At 65.0% G+C, this 20620-nt stretch carries 21 protein-coding genes; 9 read left to right on the forward strand and 12 right to left on the reverse strand.

From position 1 onward, the window contains the following. Positions 1-75 precede the first annotated feature (75 nt). The 9 genes from V5F23_RS24810 to nrdR form a co-directional block, all read right to left on the reverse strand. Positions 76-834, reverse strand: a complete 759-nt coding sequence (locus V5F23_RS24810; RefSeq protein WP_212803074.1) for a transporter substrate-binding domain-containing protein — start codon at positions 832-834, stop codon at positions 76-78. Between the two features lie 11 nt (positions 835-845). Then, positions 846-1349, reverse strand: coding sequence for a phosphatidylglycerophosphatase A (locus tag V5F23_RS24815; RefSeq protein WP_042729442.1), 504 nt, complete (start codon positions 1347-1349; stop codon positions 846-848). After that, on the reverse strand, positions 1346-2311 hold the full coding sequence (thiL, locus tag V5F23_RS24820) for a thiamine-phosphate kinase (RefSeq protein ID WP_123579627.1): 966 nt from the start codon (positions 2309-2311) through the stop codon (positions 1346-1348). Before thiL ends, V5F23_RS24815 begins: the two co-directional genes overlap by 4 nt. A gap of 18 nt (positions 2312-2329) precedes the next feature. Beyond that, positions 2330-2830, reverse strand: a complete 501-nt coding sequence (gene nusB, locus V5F23_RS24825) for a transcription antitermination factor NusB (protein WP_042729444.1) — start codon at positions 2828-2830, stop codon at positions 2330-2332. Continuing rightward, positions 2827-3303, reverse strand: coding sequence for a 6,7-dimethyl-8-ribityllumazine synthase (gene ribE / locus V5F23_RS24830; RefSeq protein ID WP_003206025.1), 477 nt, complete (start codon positions 3301-3303; stop codon positions 2827-2829). Before ribE ends, nusB begins: the two co-directional genes overlap by 4 nt. 216 nt (positions 3304-3519) lie before the next feature. Further along, entirely contained in the window at positions 3520-4611 is a 1092-nt protein-coding gene (gene ribBA / locus V5F23_RS24835) for a bifunctional 3,4-dihydroxy-2-butanone-4-phosphate synthase/GTP cyclohydrolase II (protein ID WP_042729445.1), read from the reverse strand. A gap of 16 nt (positions 4612-4627) precedes the next feature. Beyond that, positions 4628-5293 (reverse strand): riboflavin synthase, encoded by a 666-nt coding sequence (locus V5F23_RS24840; RefSeq protein ID WP_053144091.1) that lies wholly within the window; start codon positions 5291-5293, stop codon positions 4628-4630. 46 nt (positions 5294-5339) lie between these two features. Continuing rightward, positions 5340-6473 (reverse strand): bifunctional diaminohydroxyphosphoribosylaminopyrimidine deaminase/5-amino-6-(5-phosphoribosylamino)uracil reductase RibD, encoded by a 1134-nt coding sequence (ribD, locus tag V5F23_RS24845; protein WP_053144089.1) that lies wholly within the window; start codon positions 6471-6473, stop codon positions 5340-5342. After that, positions 6470-6934 carry a transcriptional regulator NrdR gene (nrdR, locus tag V5F23_RS24850; protein WP_013694316.1) on the reverse strand — a complete coding sequence of 155 codons (465 nt, stop codon included), beginning with the start codon at positions 6932-6934 and terminating at the stop codon, positions 6470-6472. The genes ribD and nrdR overlap by 4 nt, the downstream gene beginning before the upstream one ends. Positions 6935-7061: 127 nt before the next feature. Here nrdR and V5F23_RS24855 point away from each other — a divergent pair, with 127 nt between their 5' ends. The 3 genes from V5F23_RS24855 to trxA all read left to right on the forward strand — a co-directional run bounded on the left by V5F23_RS24855 (position 7062) and on the right by trxA (position 9233). After that, the gene (locus V5F23_RS24855; RefSeq protein ID WP_042729448.1) at positions 7062-7526 is read left to right on the forward strand and encodes a YbaY family lipoprotein; all 465 of its coding nucleotides are present in this window, start codon (positions 7062-7064) and stop codon (positions 7524-7526) included. Next, on the forward strand, positions 7523-8182 hold the full coding sequence (locus tag V5F23_RS24860; RefSeq protein WP_123579624.1) for a 50S ribosomal protein L11 methyltransferase: 660 nt from the start codon (positions 7523-7525) through the stop codon (positions 8180-8182). Before V5F23_RS24855 ends, V5F23_RS24860 begins: the two co-directional genes overlap by 4 nt. A 178-nt stretch (positions 8183-8360) precedes the next feature. After that, positions 8361-9233: a thioredoxin gene (gene trxA / locus V5F23_RS24865; RefSeq protein ID WP_123579623.1), complete on the forward strand. Its 873-nt coding sequence runs from the start codon at positions 8361-8363 to the stop codon at positions 9231-9233. Between the two features lie 42 nt (positions 9234-9275). Here the strand turns inward: trxA and V5F23_RS24870 are convergent, their stop codons facing one another. Continuing rightward, a complete protein-coding gene (locus V5F23_RS24870; protein WP_338496888.1) occupies positions 9276-9635 on the reverse strand; it encodes a hypothetical protein in 360 nt (119 codons plus the stop codon). Between the two features lie 126 nt (positions 9636-9761). On the opposite strand from V5F23_RS24870, the gene V5F23_RS24875 reads away from it, so the two are divergent. The 5 genes from V5F23_RS24875 to V5F23_RS24895 all read left to right on the forward strand — a co-directional run bounded on the left by V5F23_RS24875 (position 9762) and on the right by V5F23_RS24895 (position 13943). Next, complete coding sequence (locus tag V5F23_RS24875; protein WP_338496891.1) at positions 9762-10349, forward strand: DUF2796 domain-containing protein; 588 nt, start codon at positions 9762-9764, stop codon at positions 10347-10349. Between the two features lie 139 nt (positions 10350-10488). After that, entirely contained in the window at positions 10489-11199 is a 711-nt protein-coding gene (locus tag V5F23_RS24880) for an ABC transporter ATP-binding protein (protein WP_053144081.1), read from the forward strand. 1 nt (position 11200) lies between these two features. Continuing rightward, positions 11201-12466 carry an ABC transporter permease gene (locus V5F23_RS24885; RefSeq protein WP_338496893.1) on the forward strand — a complete coding sequence of 422 codons (1266 nt, stop codon included), beginning with the start codon at positions 11201-11203 and terminating at the stop codon, positions 12464-12466. Between the two features lie 11 nt (positions 12467-12477). Beyond that, the gene (locus tag V5F23_RS24890) at positions 12478-12996 is read left to right on the forward strand and encodes a DUF3299 domain-containing protein (RefSeq protein ID WP_042729455.1); all 519 of its coding nucleotides are present in this window, start codon (positions 12478-12480) and stop codon (positions 12994-12996) included. Between the two features lie 248 nt (positions 12997-13244). Next, on the forward strand, positions 13245-13943 hold the full coding sequence (locus V5F23_RS24895) for an OmpW family outer membrane protein (protein WP_042729456.1): 699 nt from the start codon (positions 13245-13247) through the stop codon (positions 13941-13943). A gap of 135 nt (positions 13944-14078) precedes the next feature. Here V5F23_RS24895 and V5F23_RS24900 read toward each other — a convergent pair whose 3' ends face one another. Next, positions 14079-15008: an NAD-dependent epimerase/dehydratase family protein gene (locus V5F23_RS24900; RefSeq protein WP_042729457.1), complete on the reverse strand. Its 930-nt coding sequence runs from the start codon at positions 15006-15008 to the stop codon at positions 14079-14081. Then, positions 15001-15885, reverse strand: a complete 885-nt coding sequence (locus V5F23_RS24905; RefSeq protein ID WP_042729460.1) for a sugar nucleotide-binding protein — start codon at positions 15883-15885, stop codon at positions 15001-15003. The genes V5F23_RS24900 and V5F23_RS24905 overlap by 8 nt, the downstream gene beginning before the upstream one ends. A 314-nt stretch (positions 15886-16199) precedes the next feature. Here V5F23_RS24905 and V5F23_RS24910 point away from each other — a divergent pair, with 314 nt between their 5' ends. Beyond that, a complete protein-coding gene (locus V5F23_RS24910; protein WP_338496896.1) occupies positions 16200-20513 on the forward strand; it encodes a DEAD/DEAH box helicase in 4314 nt (1437 codons plus the stop codon). Positions 20514-20620: the final 107 nt, after the last annotated feature.

The raw sequence follows: 20620 nt of genomic DNA on the forward strand, positions 1-20620 counted from the left end.
GAGGCGGGCATTGTAACAGCACGTCAAGACAGACGCTTAGGCTGAATTGTCGGCCATAACCATCGAAAAGTTTGATTACGGCTTCGGTGGATTGCCATTCTCGTCGAACGGATAGGGTTGTTTCCAACGCTCGAAGATCGGTTTCAACTTGCCGCTCTTGACCAATACCTCCATGCGCCGGTCGAACAGCGCGCGCAAGGCCCGGCCGTTCTCGTTGTTGGCAAACCCCAGGTAGAGCGGCAGGTTGATCAACGGCGAGAGCTTGTACTGCTGGGGATTGTCGGCCTTGGCGAGCACCTGCTGGATCTCCATCAGCGCATCGATATAGAAATCGGCACGATCATGGGCAAGCATCGGCAAGATCCCCACCGCCCGGTGAATTTCGTTGTAACGCCGGATGTTGGGCAGGTAGCTGTTGTATTCGTAGCCACGCATCCACACCAGCCGGTAGTTACCGACGGTGGTCAGCGTCGGGGACGGCTTGGAAGCCAGCCCCAGGGCATAGATGTGATCGACGTCGTAGTGCCAGTGAGGGTAGAGCAGGCCTTCGGTTTCATCGCGGTAGGCGCCCACCTGTGCGTCGACTTCGCCGCGCTGCACCAAACCGATGGAGCGGGTGTACGGCACGCTGCGGATCTCCAGCTTGACGCCTTCAGGCTCGAACACCTCGCGCAGGATGTCCCAGGCCATGCCCTGGCCATCGGCCTGGGTGTAATTGGACCACTCCTCGCTGGCCGCGCGGATCTTGCCCGGCAGCGGCGCCGGGTCGGCCGCCCGCACGCCGAGGCAGGCCCCCAGACACAGCAACAGCAGTAGTGCGCGGCTGACGCCCATTCCTGGCTCCCTCAGGTGAAACACCACACCAATCCTTGCATTGCCAGCCAGGCAAAGACCCCGGCCAGGACATCGTCGAGCATGATACCGACGCCTCCGTGAACATGCCGGTCGATCCAGCGGATCGGCCATGGCTTGAGGATATCGAAGAAGCGAAACACCAGGAAACCCATTACCAGCCAGTACCAGCCTTCCGGCACCAGCCAGAGGGTGATCCACATGCCGACCATTTCGTCCCAGACGATGCCTTCATGATCGTGCACCCGCAGGTCATCCGCCACTTTGCCACAGAGCCAGAAGCCAAACAGCATGGTGAGGCCCAGCATCAGCCAGTAGCCCCAGTCCGGCAACATCTGCCACAACGGTATGAAGGGTAGCGCAACCAGCGAGCCCCAGGTGCCCGGCGCTTTAGGCAAGGTTCCCGAACCGAAGCCGAAGGCCATGAAATGCCAGGGATTGCGCCAGACCGAGGGCGGAACGAACTCCGCCGGGACCTGGTTGGGATGATCTGTCACGGTGTCTCCCGAAAATGTTGGTAGCCCCGGATGTGCGGGGTGATGTCCTGTCCATGGCGGTCGACCAGCGTCACGCCCTCGCCTGCCGCTACGCGACCGATCACATGGATCGGCCAGCCTTCGGCTTGCAGCGCCGGCAACCCGGCTGGCGGCAAGGTAAACAGCAACACGTAATCGTCGCCGCCACTCAGGGCCGCATCCGTCGCGCCCGGCACGCCAAGGAACGCCACTAAAGCCTTGGACAACGGCAGGCGGTCCCGTTCAACCTCAATGGCCACGGCGGATGCCTGGGCAATATGCCCGCAATCGGCCAGCAGGCCATCGGAAATATCCATTGCCGCGCGGGCCTTGCCCCGCAGCGCCAGGCCCAAGTCGATCTGCGGCCGGGGCGACCAGTAGTGTGCCAGCAGGGGGGCGGCGACAGCGGTTTCGGCGATGCGCTGGCCAAGCACCAGCGGCAAGGCGCCAGCGGCGTTGCCCAACTCGCCGCCGACGCAGAGCAGATCGCCAGGTTGCGCGCCGCCACGGGTCAGGGCTTGGCCGGCAGGCACTCGGCCAAACACCGTCAGGGTCAGGCTCAACGGCCCTCGTGTGGTGTCACCGCCCACCAGCGTTACGCCACAGGCCTGGGCCATCTGGTTCAAGCCGCGGGCATAGGCCAGCAGCCAATCGGCGGTCACCGTCGGCAGGGTCAGGGCAAGGGTAAAGGCAACCGGAGTGGCGCCCATGGCGGCCAGGTCGCTGACCGCAACGGCCAGCGAGCGCTGGCCGAGCAGGAACGGATCGCAGGGATCAGGGAAGTGCACACCGGCCACGAGGGTGTCGGTGGACACCGCCAGTTGCTCCCCAACAGGCACAGCCAGCAAGGCGCAGTCGTCGCCGATCCCCAGCGCAACGCCCTCGCCGCCCTGCGCACAAGGCGCGGCGGCGAAGTAATTACGGATCAGCTCAAATTCGCCCATAGCCGCCGCAAGCGCCGTTCAGCGCTTGAACGCCTTCACTTCAGCTTCACGCAGGCGAGGGGCCAGCTTGTCGAGGACACCGTTGACGAACTTGTGGCCGTCGGTGGAACCGAAGACCTTCGCCAGCTCGATACCCTCGTTGATCACCACGCGGTACGGAACGTCGACGCGCTTGAGCAGTTCCCAGGTGGACAGGCGCAAGACCGCCAGTTCAACCGGGTCCAGCTCTTCGATGGTCAGGTCCAGGCACGGCGCAAGCGCGGTGTCGATTTCGGTCTTGAACTGCGGAACCCCGTGAAGGATTTCGCGGAAGTAGGCGCCGTCGACATCACTGAAATCGTTATCGACCCGGAATTGCGCTTCGATCTCGTTCAGCGATTGCTTGGCCATGTGCCATTGATACAGCGCCTGAGTCGCGAGCTGACGGGCTTCGCGACGCTTGGCGCTTTTCGACGGCTTGCCGGCATCGGCGGGCTTGGGATCGCGCGGGTTGAAACGATCGCTTTCGTCGCTAATCACTTGGCCTCCAACTGCGCCAGCAGGCTGACCATTTCCAGGGCGGACAGGGCCGCTTCGGCACCTTTGTTACCGGCTTTGGTGCCGGAACGCTCGATGGCTTGCTCGATGGAATCAACGGTCAGCACACCGAAGGCGACGGGCACGCCGAACTCCATGGACACCTGGGCCAGGCCCTTGGTGCATTCGCCGGCCACGTATTCGAAGTGCGGGGTACCGCCACGAATGACCGCGCCCAGGGCGATGATCGCCGCGTATTCGCCCTTTTGCGCGACTTTTTGCGCAACCAGCGGAATTTCGAAGGCGCCAGGCGCACGGATGATGGTGATGTCGCTTTCGCTCACGCCATGGCGAACCAGGGCATCGACCGCACCGCCAACCAGGCTCTCGACCACGAAACTGTTGAAACGGCCGACTACCAGAGCATAGCGGCCTTTAGGGGCGATGAAGGTACCTTCGATGGTCTTCAGGGTCATTCGTCAGATCTCTTAAAGAGCCAGAGCGCGTTCTTTACGCGCTCTTTCAGTGATATTAGCCACGAATACAAAGCCTCAACGCAGCGAAGTGTAAACCTTTGTGGGAGCGGGCTTGCCCGCGAAAGCGATGGAACCTTCAACATTGATGTCGACTGACACATCGCCTTCGCGGGCAAGCCCGCTCCCACAAGGGCCCCCTTCACTGAACAAGGGCCATTATTCGGAGGGCACGTATTCTACAACTTCCAGATCGAAACCGGATATCGCATTAAATTTCATCGGTGCGCTCATCAGGCGCATTTTACGCACGCCCAGGTCGCGAAGGATCTGCGAACCGGCGCCGACGATGCTGTAGGTGGTCGGCTTTTTCACCGCCGCCTGGTCGCCGGTCTCGCGGATGTGCGCCAGCAGCACATCGCCATCGAGCGGATGCCCGAGCAGCAGGACCACGCCACTGCCGGCCTCGGCCACCGCCGCCATGGCGGCCCGCAGGCTCCAGCGGCCGGGCTGCTTGACCATCAGCAGGTCGCGCAGCGGGTCCATGTTATGCACCCGCACCAGGGTCGGTTCGTCGGCGCACACGGTGCCCAGGGTCAGCGCCATGTGCACGTCGCCTTCCACCGAATCACGGTAGGTCACCAGGTTGAACTGGCCCAACTCGCTGTCCAGGGGCTGCTCGGCAATCCGCTGAACGGTACGTTCGTGGATCATCCGGTAGTGGATCAGGTCGGCGATGGTGCCGATCTTGATGCCGTGTTCGGCGGCGAACGCTTCCAGCTCCGCGCGACGGGACATGGTGCCGTCATCGTTCATCACTTCGCAGATCACACCGCTGGGCTCGAAACCGGCCATGCGCGCCAGGTCGCAAGCCGCCTCGGTGTGACCGGCGCGGGCCAGGGTGCCACCGGCCTGGGCCATCAGCGGGAAGATGTGGCCAGGGCTGACGATGTCTTCGGCCTTGGCGTCTCTCGCGGCGGCCGCCTGCACGGTGCGCGCCCGGTCCGCAGCGGAGATACCGGTGGTCACGCCCTCGGCGGCCTCGATGGACACGGTGAACTTGGTGCCGAAGCCGGAACCGTTGCGCGGCGCCATCAGCGGCAGCTTCAGCAGTTCGCAGCGCTCGCGGGTCATCGGCATGCAGATCAGGCCGCGGGCGTGCTTGGCCATGAAGTTGATGTGCTCGGCCTTGCAGCACTCGGCGGCCATGATCAGGTCGCCTTCGTTCTCGCGGTCTTCGTCATCCATGAGGATGACCATCTTGCCTTGGCGGATGTCTTCGACCAGTTCTTCGATGCTATTGAGCGCCACGCGGCACCCCCTTGGGTCAGGATTTGAGGTAGCCGTTGGCGGCCAGGAAACTTTCGGTGATATTGCCGCCGGATGCAGGCTCCGCGGCCTTGTCACCGAGCAGCAGGCGCTCCAGGTAACGGGCCAGCAGGTCGACCTCCAGGTTGACCCGGCGACCCGGCCGATACGAGGCCATGATGGTTTCGCTCAAGGTGTGCGGAATGATCGTCAGCAGGAACTCGGCACCGTCCACGGCATTGACCGTCAGGCTGGTGCCATCGACGGTGATCGAGCCTTTATGGGCGATGTACTTGGCCAGTTCCTTCGGCGCGCGGATACGAAACTCCACGGCCCGTGCATTATCGGTACGCGAAACCACCTCGCCGACGCCGTCCACGTGGCCGCTGACCAAGTGGCCGCCCAGGCGGGTGGTGGGAGTCAGGGCTTTTTCCAGGTTGACCGGGCTGCCGCTCTTGAGGTCGTTCATCGCGGTGCAGTCGAGGGTTTCGCGGCTGACGTCTGCCAAAAAGCCATTGCCCGGCAGCTCGACGGCCGTCAGGCACACGCCATTGACCGCAATGCTGTCGCCCAGCTTGACGTCGCTCAGGTCGAGCTTGCCGGTTTCGACGTGGACCCGCACATCCCCGCCCTTGGGAGTGAGTGCACGGATGCTGCCGATGGATTCGATGATGCCGGTAAACATGGAGTCCTCCTCGAGAACAGGCCGCCGCTTGCGCGAAAGCCGGGAATTATACGCTGGCCGGGGACACGGGAACGGCGATGACTCGCCAGTCATCGCCCACGGCGCGGATTTCGGTGATTTTCAGTTCCGGGGCGTCTTTCATCCGCGCCAGCGGCCAGTCCAGCAACGGACGCGCCGAGGAGCCGAGGAACTTGCCGGCGATGAACAACTGGAATTCGTCCACCAACCCTTGCCGGGCGAACGCCCCTGCCAGGCGCGGACCGGCTTCCACCAGCACCTCGTTGACGCCGCGGGCGGCCAGCGCCACCAGTAATTGATGCAGATCGACCTGCCCGTCATCCCCCGGCACCCGCAGGCATTCGGGGCCATTGGCGTATTGTTCCTCCACCGCCATGCAGGTCGCGACCAGCGCCGGGCCGGCCTTGAAGAACGCCGCGTCCAGCGGGACCCGCAGGCGACCGTCCACCAGTACCCGCAGCGGCGGACGGCTCATGGCCAGGGCGGTCTGCTGCGCGTCGAGCCCGAGTTCATCGGCGCGCACGGTCAGCCGGGCATTGTCCGCCAGCACCGTATCGGCGCCGGTCAGCACCACGCTGGCCTGGGCCCGCAGGCGTTGCACCGCCGAACGTGCGGCCGGGCCGGTGATCCACTGGCTCTCGCCGCTTTCCATGGCCGTGCGGCCATCGAGGCTCATCGCCAACTTGACCCGCACGAACGGCAAACCGTGCTCCATGCGCTTGAGGAAGCCCGGGTTGAGGGCCCGCGCCTCGCCTTCGAGCACACCGCTCTCGCAGGCGATGCCGGCCTGGGCCAGCCGTTGCAGGCCGCGACCGGCGACTTCCGGGTTCGGATCCTGCATCGCCGCGACCACCCGGGCCACGCCGGCGTTCACCAACGCATCGGCGCACGGGGGCGTGCGCCCGTGGTGGCTGCACGGTTCGAGGGTCACATAGGCGGTGGCGCCCCGGGCCAGCTCACCGGCGGCGCGCAAAGCATGGACTTCGGCATGGGGTTCGCCGGCGCGCACGTGCCAGCCCTCGCCGACCACCTGCCCGTCACGCACGATCACGCAACCGACCCGGGGATTGGGGTGGGTGGTGTAGCGACCGCGCCGCGCCAGCTCCAGCGCACGGGCCATGTAGTGGGCGTCAAGGACTGCCTGCTGCGACGCGCCGGTCATTCTTTCACCGGTTCACGGGCCAGGCGGTCGATTTCCTCGCGGAACTCGTTCAGGTCCTGGAAGCGTCGGTACACCGAGGCGAAACGGATGTAGGCGACTTCGTCGAGCTTCTGCAACTCGGCCATCACCAGCTCACCGACCACCAGGGACTTGACCTCGCGCTCGCCGGTAGCCCGCAGCTTGTGCTTGATGTGCACCAGCGCCGCTTCCAGGCGCTCGACGCTCACCGGACGCTTTTCCAGGGCGCGCTGCATACCGGCGCGCAGTTTTTCTTCGTCGAACGGCTGGCGGCTGCCGTCGGTTTTGATCAGGCGCGGCAACACCAGTTCAGCGGTCTCGAACGTGGTGAAGCGTTCGCCGCAGGCCAGGCATTCACGCCGGCGGCGGACCTGTTCGCCCTCGGCGACCAGTCGCGAGTCGATGACCTTGGTGTCGTTGGCACCGCAGAAGGGACAGTGCATGGTGGCAGGCAACAAAAAAAGGGAGGGCCATGGTAGCGCATCCCACTGGCAAGACAAGCCATAGGGTTTACGGTATACAGACGGGCTTACCGTCTGATTCATGGAAATTACCTTGCTGGAGCCACACATGCCGCTACGATCGCTCGTTTTGCTCAGTCTTTTCAGCCTGCTGATGGCGTGCAGCAGCGATGCGCCCAAGCCCGCTGCACCCGCACCGGCACCCGCACCGAAACAGGCCCAGGAAAAAGCCCGCCAGGCCGCCGAGCTGGGCCCGCTGCCCGCCTACCAGCGCGAATTGAGCGGCACCTTGCAAGGCGTGCCGGCCGGGGCCGAAGTCGAACTGGCGCTGCTGGTGATCGATGACAAGGACCGTCCGCAACAGCTGCTTGCCAGTTCCAGCCTGATCGGCACCAACCAGGCCCTGCCCTTCCACCTGCGGTTCAACCCGGAAGCGTTTCCGGTCGGCGCCCGCGTGGAACTGCGTGGACGGGCCAGCCAGTCGGGCCAGTTGATCCTGCACCTGCCGGAACAGCGCATCACCCAACCGACCACCCAGGCCCTGGGCGCCCTGCAATTCGTCAAGGCGCCATGAACGCCCCGCACGACCTGCAAGAGGCCTTGGGCCAATTGCTGGGAGACGCGCGCCTGGTGGCCTGCCCGCTGCCCGACACCGACCTGAAGCTGTGGCTGATCGACGGCGACAACATGGACCGCGCCTTCAGCCCGGAAGAAACCCGGCGCATCCTTCACGAACCGCCCTACTGGAGTTTCTGCTGGGCCAGCGGCCTGGCCATGGCCCGCTACCTGGTCGAACAACCGCAGTGGGTCGAGGGCAAGCGCGTGCTGGACTTCGGCGCCGGCTCCGGCGTGGCCGGTATCGCCGCGCTCAAGGCTGGGGCGCTGGAAGTGGTGGCCTGCGACCTCGATCCGCTGGCGATCGCGGCGTGCCGAGCCAATGCCGCGCTCAACGGCGTGGAGCTGGGTTATTCGGCGGATTTTTTCGCCGAGGCCGACCGCTTCGACCTGATCCTGGTGGCCGACGTGCTCTATGATCGGACCAACCTGCCGTTGCTTGACCAGTTTCTCAGTCGCGGACGCGAAGCCTTGGTGGCCGATTCAAGGGTGCGGGATTTCCAGCATCCGCTGTACCGGTGTATCGAAAGGCTGCAAGCGATGACCTTGCCGGACCTGGCTGAGCCTGAGGAATTTCGGCATGTGAGCCTGTATCACGCGCGGCGCGAGAGCTAAAAGCTTCGCGAGCAAGCCCGCTCCCACAAGGGATCTCAAGTGTTCGCGCGCGCCCTGTGGGAGCGGGCTCGCTCGCGAAGGCGGCCTACCCGATACCACGGGACGAAAGACCTCCCCGCTTTCAGCCACCCCCACCAAGCCGTATAGTTGCCCCATTCAAGCGTTCTACGAGATTCCCATGAGCCAGGACACGCCTTACATCTTCGACGCCACCACTGCCGACTTCGACCAGTCGGTGATCGCGAACTCCTTCCACAAACCGGTGCTGGTGGATTTCTGGGCCGAGTGGTGCGCGCCGTGCAAGGCCCTGATGCCGATGCTGCAAAGCATCGCCGAGAGTTATCAGGGTGAACTGCTGCTGGCCAAGGTCAACTGCGACATCGAACAGGACATCGTCGCCCGCTTCGGGATTCGCAGCCTGCCAACCGTGGTGCTGTTCAAGGACGGCCAGCCCGTCGATGGCTTCGCCGGGGCCCAGCCGGAATCCGCGGTGCGGGCAATGCTCGAGCCGCACGTGCAGATGCCGCCGCCAGCCGCCGCCGACCCGTTCGAGCAGGCACAGGCGCTGTTCGACGACGGTCGTTTCGCCGACGCCGAAGCCCTGCTCACGGTGCTGCTGGGCGAAGACAACACCAACGCCAAGGCGCTGATCCTGTATGCCCGTTGCCTGACTGAACGGGGTGAACTGAGTGAAGCCCAGACGGTGCTCGACGCGGTGAAAAGCGACGAACACAAGGCCGCCCTGGCCGGTGCCAAGGCGCAGATCCAGTTCCTTGGCCTGGCGAAAAACCTGCCGGACGCCGCCGACCTCAAGGCCCGCCTGGCCAAAGACCCGCAGGACGACGAAGCGGTGTACCAGCTGGCGATCCAGCAACTGGCGCGCCAGCAGTACGAACCGGCCCTCGAAGCCCTGCTCAAGTTGTTCATGCGCAACCGCAGCTACAGCGAAGGCCTGCCGCACAAGACACTGCTGCAAGTGTTCGAGCTGCTGGGCAACGACCATCCACTGGTGACGACCTACCGCCGCAAGCTGTTCGCCGCGCTGTACTAAAAAAGCAGTGGCGAGCGATGAGCCTCAAGCGGCAAGACAGTTCTAGCTTGCAGCTTGCCCTCCGGCCCAGCTATAGAGCGGCGTGTCGCCGCCGCTCAATACCTTGACCTCGGCACTGTGTCGCAACCGCACCAGCAAGCGTTTGCCCGCCGAGGCGCTGCCCGTCAATCCTTCGAGTTGCTCCAGCAGGTCAGGGCCGCTCAGTTGGCCAGCCTTGCGCAACAATTCCCTGGCAAGCTGCCACGGCGCGTCGTCCTGGTTGGCCGGCCTGGCCGCAGGTGCCACCGCCTCGGCGGGCTTGATCGCCTGTAACTGCGCGCCCAACTGCGCCCAGTCGCCCTCGTCCATGTCGATTGACAGGTCCACCGGCCAATCGCCGACCGTTCCGCGTATCCGCAACATCACCGTGCTCCTGAATATTTCATGTACGCATGCTCCCATGGGCCTTGCGCGACGCCAAGCAGCCGGTCAAACTCTGTTCACGTTATAAGATTACATAACAGATCATCGACCTCTCGGAGACCCGTCATGCGCCGTTTGCTTCTCGCCCTGCCGTTCGCCCTGCTGCCCCTGGCCGTCGCTCACGCGGCGGTCGAGCACGACCATGACCACGACCATGAACACGGCAGCCTGGGTGCCCACGAACACGGCGTCGGCCGGCTCAACGCCTCGCTCGACGGCCAGACCCTGGAACTGGAGCTGGACAGCCCGGCGATGAACCTGGTGGGTTTCGAGCACCCCGCCACCAGCGACGCCGACAAAGCCAAGGTTGCCGCTGTGCGGGCGAAGCTGGAGAAACCGGCAACGCTGGTCAACCTGGCCGATGCCAAATGCACCCTGGAGCAGCAGGAACTGGAAAGCCCGCTGTTCGGCGATGAGCCGGACCACGAGGACCATGACGAAGAGGCCGATGGCGACGAACATCACCACGAACACAGCGAAATCCACGCCCGCTACCAGTTCCGTTGTGTCGCACCCAGCGCCTTGACGCACCTGGACCTGGCGTCGCTGTTCAAGGTCTTCCCGGCCACCCGGAAGATCCTGGTGCAGATGATCGGCCCGAACGGCCAGCAAGGCGCGGAACTGACGCCCGAAGCACCGGCCCTTAAATTTTAAGTATTGCGCATCACCCCTGTGGGAGCGGGCTTGCTCGCGAAGAGGCCGGCACATCCAATACAGATGCAGCCTGACACACCGCTTTCGCGAGCAAGCCCGCTCCCACAGGGGCTACTCCACAACCCTGACGTTGGCCACCATGACCCAAGCACTCATCGAACTGTCCGACCTGGGCTTCAGTTGGCCCGGGCATCCGCTGCTGCTGGACATCCCGGCGTTTCGCCTGGAAAGCGGCGAGACGGTGTTTCTCAAAGGCCCGAGCGGCAGCGGCAAGACCACCCTGCTGGGATTGCTCGGCGGCGTGCAGACACCGGACCGGGGCAGCATCCGCCTGCTTGGCCAGGACCTCAGCAAACTGGGCGCGGGCAGCCGGGACCGGTTTCGCGTGGATCACACCGGCTACATCTTCCAGCAATTCAACCTGCTGCCGTTTCTCTCGGTACGCGAGAACGTCGAGCTGCCCTGCCATTTTTCCAGGCTGCGGGCGCAACGGGCCAGGCACCGTCACGGCAGTGTCGACCAGGCCGCGGGCACGCTGCTGGCCCACCTGGGGCTGACCGACCCCAGTTTGTTGGAACGCCGGGCCGATTCGCTGTCCATCGGCCAGCAGCAACGGGTCGCCGCTGCCCGGGCGTTGATCGGCCAGCCGGAGCTGGTGATCGCCGACGAGCCAACCTCGGCCCTGGATTATGACGCCCGGGAAAACTTCCTGCGGCTGCTGTTCGCCGAATGCCGCGAGGCCGGCGCCAGCCTCTTGTTCGTCAGCCACGACCAGAGCCTGGCGCCGCTGTTCGACCGCAACCTCTCGCTGGCCGATCTCAATCGCGCCGCCACGCCTGTCGAGGTCTGAGATGTATTTGTTCCGTCTTGCCATGGCCAGCCTGGCGAACCGTCGTTTCACCGCGATCCTCACCGTGTTCGCCATCGCCCTGTCCGTCTGCCTGCTGCTGGCGGTGGAGCGGGTGCGCACCGAGGCGCGGGCCAGTTTTGCCAGCACCATCAGCGGCACCGACCTGATCGTCGGCGCCCGTTCCGGCTCGGTGAACCTGCTGCTGTATTCGGTGTTTCGCATCGGCAACGCCACCAACAACATCCGCTGGGACAGCTTCGAACACTTCGCCAGCAACCCGAAAGTGAAGTGGGCGATTCCCATGTCCCTCGGCGACTCCCATCGCGGTTACCGGGTGATGGGCACCACCGAGGCCTATTTCGAGCATTACCAGTATGGCCGCCAGCAACACCTGGAACTGGCCGATGGCCGGGCCTTCGCCACCGACCCTTTCGAAGTGGTGCTCGGCGCCGAAGTGGCCGAGGCGCTGCACTACAAGCTCGGTGACAAACTGGTGCTGGCCCATGGAGTCGCGGCGATCAGCCTGGTCAAGCACGACGACAAGCCCTTCACCGTGGTGGGCATTCTCAAGCGCACCGGCACCCCGGTGGACCGCACACTGCACATCAGCCTCGGCGGCATGGAAGCGATCCACATCGATTGGAAAAACGGCGTGCCGGCCCAGGGCAACGGTCGCATCAGCGCCGACCAGGCGCGCAACATGGACCTCACGCCGCAAGCCATCACCGCGTTCATGCTCGGCCTCAACAGCAAGATTTCCACCTTTGCCTTGCAGCGCGAGATCAATGAGTTCCGTGGCGAACCGCTCTTGGCGATCCTGCCCGGCGTGGCCCTGCAGGAATTGTGGAGCCTGATGGGCACGGCGGAAAAAGCCTTGTTCGTGATCTCGCTGTTCGTGGTCCTGACCGGTTTGATCGGCATGCTCACGGCGATTCTCACCAGCCTCAACGAGCGGCGTCGGGAAATGGCCATCCTGCGGTCGGTGGGCGCGCGACCGTGGCACATCGCGAGCCTGCTGGTGCTCGAAGCCTTCGCCCTGGCGCTGGCCGGGGTGGTCGCCGGACTGGCCCTGCTGTACATCGGCATCGGTGCCGCCCAGGGTTATGTACAGTCGGCCTATGGCCTGTATCTGCCGCTGGGTTGGCCGAGCGAATATGAATGGACGCTCATGGCTGGCATCCTGGTCGCCGCCCTGCTGATGGGCAGCGTGCCGGCCTGGCGCGCCTATCGCCAATCGCTGGCCGATGGCTTGTCGATCCGTTTATGAGGACCGTGAAGATGCCCCGCGCCCTGTTTGCGCTGTTGATGATGGTCGCCCTGCCCCTCTGGGCGGCCGAGCCGAGGGACCTGGCCTGGACCGAAATGATCCCGGCGGGCGCACCGCCGGAAGTGCCGAACATGACCCCGCTGCACGACCTGTCGCAGATGGGCAATGCCCTGGCCGCCGAGTCCGCCCCCGCGGCCAGGCAGGACCTGCCCAACGCACCGGTGGTCAAGGAACTAGACGGCCAGCGGATTCGCTTGCCGGGCTACATCGTGCCGCTGGAAGTCAGCGAGGAAGGTCGCACCACGGACTTCCTGCTGGTGCCGTACTTCGGCGCCTGCATCCATGTACCGCCACCGCCCTCCAACCAGATCGTGCATGTGAAGAGCGAAGTCGGGGTCAAACTCGACGAGTTGTACCAGCCCTACTGGGTTGAAGGGCCGATGCAGGTCAAGCCATCCACCAGCGAACTGGCCGATGCCGGGTATCAGATGGAGGCCGAAAAGATCTATGTGTATGAACTGCCGGAGTGAATCGGGTGGTGATGGGCAGTCCGTCAGATAGCTATCGCGAGCAAGCTCGCTCCCACAGGAGAGCTCAGTGCCTATGCGACCTGTGTGGGAGCGAGCTTGCTCGCGATGGGGCCGTCAAGGCTTGCTCATCATCATTTCATTGAGCTGAGTCAATTAATCGACCAAGACTCATTGAGCTGTGTCAAAAGACCGGGCCAGGCGGCTCCGTACCATGGGACATCCCTTTTGAAATGTCCTCTGGAGCCCCCATGCACAAGTCCTTGCTCAGCGCTTCCCTCTTTGCCCTCGCGCTCGCAGCCCCACTCGCCCAGGCCCACACCGCCGGCGATATCATCGTTCGCGCCGGTGCCATTACCGTCAATCCAGAGGCCGACAGCGGCAGCGTCAAGGTCGACCGCGGCCCGCTGGCCGGTGCCGACCTGGGCGGCAAGGCGACCATGAGCAGCGACACGCAACTGGGCCTGAACTTCGCCTACATGATCACCGACAACCTGGGTATCGAATTGCTGGCGGCCTCGCCGTTCGAGCACGACGTGAAGATCAAGGGCACCGCCCTGGGCGCAGCCAACAACAAGCTCGGCACGCTCAAGCACCTGCCGCCGACCTTGAGCCTGGTCTACTACCCACTTGACGCCAAGTCGGCTTTCCAACCTTATGTCGGCGCCGGCATCAACTACACCTGGATCTATGACGAACACGTCGGCAGCGAAGCCAGCGCCAACGGCTTCAGCAACTTTCGCGCGAGCAACAGCTGGGGCATGGCGTGGCAAGTGGGCGCCGACTACATGCTGACCGACAACATCATGATCAACGGCCAGGTGCGCTACATCGACATCGACACCACGGCGTATGTCGACAACAACGCCGTGGCCGGCGGGACCCGGGCCAAGGTGAATGTCGACGTGGATCCATGGATCTACATGGTGGGGTTGGGCTACAAGTTCTAAGCCAAACTCGATAGCGACACAAACAATGTGGGAGCGGGCTTGCTCGCGAAGGCGGAGGGTCAGTCACTTGAATGTGACTGACGGAACGCCTTCGCGAGCAAGCCCGCTCCCACAGTTGTTTCTATTGGCCGCAGATCAGCGGCCCAACAGCCGCGCCAGGCCTACGCTCATCGGCGTCTGCGGTGGGAAGCTGAAGCGCTGCAACAACCGCTGGTTGTCGGCCCGCGAGTGGCGAATGTCACCGGAACGCACCGGGCCGTAGCTGACCGGCGGCAAGTTGCCGATCACCGCCGCCAGCGCCTCAAGCAACTGCTTGAGGGTCGTCGCCTGGTTCCAGCCGACGTTCACCGCGCCCACTTCCACGTCCGGTTTCTCGATGGCTTGCACCAGCAAGTCCACCAGGTCTTCGACGTAGACAAAATCCCGGGTCTGCTCGCCGTCGCCGAACACGGTGATCGGCAGGCCTTTCTGCGCCCGTTCGCTGAAGATGCTGATGACCCCGGAATACGGCGAGGACGGATCCTGGCGCGGGCCATAGATGTTGAAGAAGCGGAACACCACCGGCTCCAGCGCGTGCTGGCGGCGATAGAAATCGAAGTAGAACTCGCTGGCCAGTTTGTCCGAGGCATACGGCGTCAGCGGCGCCTTGGGCGTGTCCTCGTCGATGGACTGGCCTTCGCCGTTGTTGCCATAGACCGCCGCGCTGGAGGCGAACAGCACCCGCTTCACGCCGGCCTGGCGCATGGCCTCACAGACATTGAGCGTGCCGATGAAATTGCTCTGGTGCGTACGCACCGGGTCGTCCACCGAGGCTTGCACCGAGGCCACCGCGGCCAGGTGCGCCACGGCGCTGCAACCGACCATGGCCCGCGCGACCAGGGCGGCATCGGCGACGTCGCCTTCGATCAGCTCGACGGCCGGGTTATCCAGCGGCAGGTTGCTGCGCTTGCCAGTGGACAGGTCATCGAGGATGCGCACCGAATGTCCCTTGGCGAGCAAGGCGTCGGTCAGGTGCGAACCAATGAAACCCGCACCGCCGGTGATTAAAACAGGGCCGTCAGCCATGGCGATAGAACCTATCCAGTAAGCCTGGGAGCGCCGCGCGCCAGGCGCGGGGCTTGATCCCGAAGGTGTGCAGAATTTTCTTGCAGGCCAGCACCGCGTGTTGCGGTTCTTGCGCGGCGTCCGGGCGTGCAGCGTGGGCCTGGGCCGTGGGCGACTCGATCGCCAGCGGATGCAGGGCCCGGGCTTCGGTCAGGATCGCCTGGCCCAGCGCCAGCGGCGTGGTCGCCTCATGCCCGGCGTAATGATAGGTGCCCCACAGCGGCGCTGCGCAATCGAGTTGCTTGAGCACCGAAATGATCACCCGCGCCGCATCGTCCACCGGCGTCGGATTGCCCCGACGGTCGTCGGCCAGCAACAGTTCTTCCGGCTGTTCGGCCCGGGCCAGAAAGCGTCCGAGGATGCCGTCGGCGCTGTCGTCCAGCAACCAGCCGAATCGCAGCAGCACGTGTTGCGGGCAGGTGGCGCGCACGCTTTGTTCGATCCGCCACAACGCCTGACCGCGCAGGCCCAGGGGCACCGGCTCGTCCTTTTCGCTGTAGGCCGTTGCGCGGGAACCGTCGAACACCCGATAGCTCGACGGTTGCAGCAAGATGATGTTGTGGTGCTGGCACAGTTCGGCCAGGCGCTCGACGGCGCGCTCCTGGCTGGTCAGGCGCTGCTCGCTGACAGCCTCGGCCTGGAACCAGTCGAAGTAGTACGCCAGGTTGATCAAGGCGTCCGGCCGGGTGTCGTCGAGCAACTGCGTCAGGCTCGCGGCATCCCAACCGTCTTCAGGTGGGCGGGGGGCAAGAAAACCGATGTCTTCTTCTGCACCGAGGCGAATCAGCGCCTGCCCAAGGGCATTTCCGCCGCCCAGTAACATAAGGCGCATTCGCATAAAGTCAGCAGGCCCAGTCTGTTGGCACAAGAATTTGGTCGACAACGCCCGCAGGCGTTGCCGGAATCGTTGCATTTTGCGGGTTTAGTGCGCAACCGTCATCCGTAATGTGCAGATCCTGGAGGTGGGCTGTCCTTCAGGCCCTCTTCGTCGGATCGCCGCCTGGGCAAGCCCGCTCCTACAGTCGACCGCATTTGGTCTGACGAAACCCGATTAATTGTGGGAGCGGGCTTGCCCGCGAAAGGGCCCTCTCTGTCGACAGAGATCTCAGCCGGTACTTGCATCTTCCCCACCCCACCCGCATAACTGCTCCTATGAATCTGCCCCTTGCAGCCGACCACGCCATGGCGGGCTTTCACCCCGCCGTCCGCGCCTGGTTCAGCCAGACATTCCCGGCGGTCACGGCCGCCCAGGCCCAGGCGTGGCCGTTGATCAGCCAGCGTCGCTCGACCCTGGTGGCCGCGCCCACCGGTTCGGGCAAGACCCTGACGGCGTTTCTCGCGGTGCTCGACGACCTGGTGCACCGCGGCCTCGAACAGGGTGGCTTGCCGGACCAGACCCTGGTGGTCTACGTCTCGCCGCTCAAGGCCTTGAGCAACGACATCCAGATCAACCTGCAAAATCCCCTGGCCGGCATCACCGAACAACTGCGCCAGATGGGCTTGCCGCCCCTGCCCATCACCACCGCCGTGCGCACCGGCGACACGCCGCAGAAAGATCGCACGGCGATGCGCAAGACTGCGCCGCATATCCTGGTGACCACCCCGGAATCGCTCTACGTCCTGCTCGGCTCCGACTCCGGCCGGCAGATGCTCGGCAGCACGCGCACGGTCATCGTCGATGAAATCCACGCCATCGCCGCCAGCAAACGCGGCAGCCACCTGGCCTTGAGCCTGGAACGCCTGCAAGCCCTGTGCGCCGAACCGCTGGTGCGCATCGGCCTGTCCGCCACGCAAAAACCCATCGAAGCGGTGTCGCGCTTTCTGGTGGGTGAAGGCCGTTCGTGTGAAATCGTCGACATCGGCCACGCCCGCCCTCGGGACCTGGACATCGAAGTACCGCCCGTGCCGCTGTCGGCGGTGATGGCCAACGACGTCTGGGAACTGGTCTATAACCGCCTCGCCGAACTGGCGCGGGCGCACCGCACCACCCTGGTGTTCGTCAATACCCGCCGCCTGGCCGAGCGCCTGAGCCGGCACTTGAGCGAGCGCCTGGGCAAGGACGCCGTGGCCGCCCATCACGGCAGCCTGGCGAAAGAGTTTCGCCTCGACGCCGAGCAACGCCTCAAGCGCGGCGAACTGCAGGTGTTGATCGCCACCGCGTCCCTGGAACTGGGCATCGACATTGGCGACGTCGACCTGGTGTGCCAGATCGCCTCGCCCCGTTCGATCTCGGCGTTCCTGCAACGGGTCGGCCGCTCCGGGCACCACGTCGGCGGCACACCCAAGGGCCGCCTGTTTGCCACCACCCGCGACGACCTCATCGAATGCGTCGCCCTGCTCGACTGCGTGCGCCGGGGTGAACTGGACATCCTGCACATTCCCGAGGCGCCGCTGGACGTGCTGGCCCAGCAGATCGTCGCCGAGGTCAGTTGCCAGGAATGGCCGGAACAGGCACTCCTGGACACATTCCGCCGCGCCTCGCCCTACGCCCAGCTGGACGACGAACACTACCAGGCGCTGCTGCACATGCTCGCCGAAGGCCTCAATGGCCGCCAAGGCGTGCGCAGCGCCTACCTGCACCGCGACGCCGTGACCCGGACCCTGCGCGGGCGCCGGGGCAGCAAGCTGACCGCCGTGACCAGCGGCGGCACCATCCCGGACAACGCCGACTACAGCGTGCTGCTCGAACCCCAGGGGCTGAACATTGGCAGCGTCAACGAAGACTTCGCGGTGGAGAGCATCGCCGGCGACGTGTTCCAGTTGGGCAATACCTCGTACCGCATCATTCGTGTCGAGGCCGGCCGCGTGCGCGTCGAGGACGCCCAGGGCCAGCCGCCGACCATCCCGTTCTGGCTCGGCGAAGCGCCGGGGCGCAGCGCTGAACTGTCCCTGGCCGTGGCTCGCCTGCAAGCACAGCTGGATCAACGGCTCAGCGCCACGCCGGGCAACCTGCAACCGGCCCTCGACTGGCTCACCGACACCTTGGGCCTGAACCTGGCCAGCGCCGAACAACTGCTGGACTACCTGGCTCCGGCGCGCCTGGCCTTCGGCGCGCTGCCGTCCCAGGACACTCTGTTGATGGAGCGTTTCTTCGACGAGTCCGGCGGCACGCAGTTGATCATCCACACGCCGTTCGGCAGCCGCATCAACCGCGCCTGGGGGCTGGCCCTGCGCAAGCGCTTCTGCCGCACCTTCAATTTCGAGCTGCAGGCCGCCGCCAGCGAAGACGCCATCGTGCTGTCGCTGTCCACCAGCCACAGCTTCGAGCTGGACGAGGTCTGGCGCTACCTCAACAGCCACAGCGCCGAGCAGATCCTTGTCCAGGCGGTCCTCGACGCGCCGTTGTTCGGCGTGCGCTGGCGCTGGAACGCCGGCGTGGCCCTGGCCTTGCCGCGCTACACCGGCGGGCGCAAAGTCGCGCCGCAGATCCAGCGAATGAAAAGCGAAGACCTGATCGCCAGCGTCTTCCCCGACCAGATCGCGTGCCTGGAAAACCTGGCCGGTGAGCGGGAAATCCCCCATCACCCGCTGGTGGAACAGACCCTCGACGACTGCCTGCACGAAGCCATGGACAGCGAAGGCTGGCTGGCGCTGCTGCGGCGCATGGAGGCCGGTGAAGTGCGGCTGATCAGTCGTGACCTGCCCGCGCCTTCGCCCCTGGCGGCAGAAATCCTCAGCGCCCGGCCCTACACCTTTCTCGACGACGCGCCGCTGGAAGAACGGCGCACCCAGGCGGTGATCAACCGGCGCTGGAGCGATCCGCACGCCACCGATGACCTCGGTGCCCTGGACGCCGAAGCCATCGAGTCGGTGCGCGAAGAAGCCTGGCCGACCCCGGCCAATCTCGATGAAATGCACGAAGCGCTGATGAGCCTGGCCGGCATTACCGACAGCGAAGCCAGCGCCCACCCGGCCTGGCATGGCTGGTTGCAGACGCTGGCTGAACAGGGACGCGCCAGCCACGTGCAGATCAGCGCCGAACGCGGCCTTTGGGTGGCCCTGGAGCGGCTGACGTGCGCGCAGGCGGTTTATCCACAGGCCCGCTGGCAACCACCGCTGGCGCCCCTGACCGGTTTCGATGAGCCTTGGGAACACGACGATGCCGTGGTGGAGATGCTCCGCGCCCGGCTCAGCGCCTTCGGCCCGCTGCCGCTGACGGCCATCGCCTACCCGCTGGGGCTGTCGACGCCACAGGTCACCCTGGCCCTGGCGCACCTGGAACAGCAAGGCTATGTGCTGCGTGGGCGGTTCACGCCGGGGACCGGTCAGGAAGAATGGTGCGAACGGCATTTGCTGGCGCGTATCCACCGCTACACCGTCAAACGCCTGCGCCGGGAAATCGAACCGGTGAGCTTGCAGGACTTCATGCGTTTTCTGTTCGACTGGCAGCACCTGTCGCCCTCGACCCAAGGCCGTGGCAGCGCCGTACTGCCGTCCATCGTCAGCCAGTTCGAAGGTTATCCGGCGGCCGCTGTGGCCTGGGACAGCGACCTGCTGCCCGCGCGCATCAAGGACTACTCAGCCAACTGGCTCGATGAGCTGTGCCGCAGCGGCAAGGTGGTCTGGACACGCTTGAGCGCGCGGCAGAAGCTCGCCGCCAGCGCCCTGCGCAGCACGCCGGTGGTGCTGTTGCCACGCAGCCAGGTGGCGTTGTGGAGCAGCCTGGCCGAGCAGACGCCCGTCAGCGAGCTGTCGCCCAAGACGCAAAAGGTCCATCAGGCCCTCAGCGACCACGGTGCTTTGTTTTTCGACGAGTTGCTGCACGAAGCCCACCTGTTGCGCACCGAGCTGGAAATGGCCTTGCAGGAACTGGTGGGCGCCGGATTGGTGAATGCCGACAGCTTCGCCGGCTTGCGCGCGTTGATCACCCCCGCCAGCAAGCGTCAGACCCGCAGCAGCCGGCGCGGGCGCGGGGCGTTTGTCGGCGGCATGGACGACGCCGGGCGCTGGGCCCTGCTGCGCCGCAACCCGCCGGCGCCCGCAGAAGGCAAACGGCACGCGCCCACGCCGCCCGAAACCCTGGAACACATTGCCATGACCCTGCTGCGCCGCTACGGCGTGGTGTTCTGGCGGTTGCTGGAGCGCGAGGCCGACTGGCTGCCGAGCTGGCGTGAGTTGCTGCGCACCTTCCATCGCCTGGAGGCGCGGGGGGAAATCCGCGGAGGACGTTTTGTCAGTGGCCTGGCCGGCGAACAATTCGCCCTGCCCGAGGCGATCCCCCTGCTACGCGAAGTGCGCCGCCGCCCGGCCGACAGCAGCGTGGTTGCCGTGTGTGGCGTGGACCCGCTGAACCTCGCCGGCACCCTACTGCCGGGGGCGAAGGTGCCGGCGCTGGCGAGCAATCGGCTGGTGTATCGCGATGGCGTGCCGGTCGCGGCGCAGGTGGCCGGGAAGGTGCTGTTCTGGGTTGAACTGGAGGCGCAGGCGATGGCTGATATCCGGAGCAAACTCATTCACAAAGGTTGAGGATCGAACGCGCAGCGTGGGAACGATCAGAAAGGTTGAGGGTGTCTGGGCGGGCCTCTTCGCGGGCAAGCCCGCTCCCACAGTTGAAATGTATTCCCCTGTCAGAA

The sequence above is a fragment of the Pseudomonas sp. WP18 genome, assembly GCF_036689585.1.
GTDB classification, from domain to species: domain Bacteria; phylum Pseudomonadota; class Gammaproteobacteria; order Pseudomonadales; family Pseudomonadaceae; genus Aquipseudomonas; species Aquipseudomonas chlororaphis_E.

Bases quoted from the DNA above. Each gene is read 5' to 3' on its own strand.
- V5F23_RS24810 (WP_212803074.1), bottom strand. From the start codon at position 834: ATGGGCGTCAGCCGCGCACTACTGCTGTTGCTGTGTCTGGGGGCCTGC.
- thiL (WP_123579627.1), bottom strand. From the start codon at position 2,311: ATGGGCGAATTTGAGCTGATCCGTAATTACTTCGCCGCCGCGCCTTGT.
- ribE (WP_003206025.1), bottom strand. From the start codon at position 3,303: ATGACCCTGAAGACCATCGAAGGTACCTTCATCGCCCCTAAAGGCCGC.
- V5F23_RS24840 (WP_053144091.1), bottom strand. From the start codon at position 5,293: ATGTTTACCGGCATCATCGAATCCATCGGCAGCATCCGTGCACTCACT.
- ribD (WP_053144089.1), bottom strand. From the start codon at position 6,473: ATGACCGGCGCGTCGCAGCAGGCAGTCCTTGACGCCCACTACATGGCC.
- nrdR (WP_013694316.1), bottom strand. From the start codon at position 6,934: ATGCACTGTCCCTTCTGCGGTGCCAACGACACCAAGGTCATCGACTCG.
- V5F23_RS24855 (WP_042729448.1), top strand. From the start codon at position 7,062: ATGCCGCTACGATCGCTCGTTTTGCTCAGTCTTTTCAGCCTGCTGATG.
- V5F23_RS24860 (WP_123579624.1), top strand. From the start codon at position 7,523: ATGAACGCCCCGCACGACCTGCAAGAGGCCTTGGGCCAATTGCTGGGA.
- trxA (WP_123579623.1), top strand. From the start codon at position 8,361: ATGAGCCAGGACACGCCTTACATCTTCGACGCCACCACTGCCGACTTC.
- V5F23_RS24870 (WP_338496888.1), bottom strand. From the start codon at position 9,635: ATGTTGCGGATACGCGGAACGGTCGGCGATTGGCCGGTGGACCTGTCA.
- V5F23_RS24875 (WP_338496891.1), top strand. From the start codon at position 9,762: ATGCGCCGTTTGCTTCTCGCCCTGCCGTTCGCCCTGCTGCCCCTGGCC.
- V5F23_RS24880 (WP_053144081.1), top strand. From the start codon at position 10,489: ATGACCCAAGCACTCATCGAACTGTCCGACCTGGGCTTCAGTTGGCCC.
- V5F23_RS24885 (WP_338496893.1), top strand. From the start codon at position 11,201: ATGTATTTGTTCCGTCTTGCCATGGCCAGCCTGGCGAACCGTCGTTTC.
- V5F23_RS24890 (WP_042729455.1), top strand. From the start codon at position 12,478: ATGCCCCGCGCCCTGTTTGCGCTGTTGATGATGGTCGCCCTGCCCCTC.
- V5F23_RS24895 (WP_042729456.1), top strand. From the start codon at position 13,245: ATGCACAAGTCCTTGCTCAGCGCTTCCCTCTTTGCCCTCGCGCTCGCA.
- V5F23_RS24900 (WP_042729457.1), bottom strand. From the start codon at position 15,008: ATGGCTGACGGCCCTGTTTTAATCACCGGCGGTGCGGGTTTCATTGGT.
- V5F23_RS24905 (WP_042729460.1), bottom strand. From the start codon at position 15,885: ATGCGAATGCGCCTTATGTTACTGGGCGGCGGAAATGCCCTTGGGCAG.
- V5F23_RS24910 (WP_338496896.1), top strand. From the start codon at position 16,200: ATGAATCTGCCCCTTGCAGCCGACCACGCCATGGCGGGCTTTCACCCC.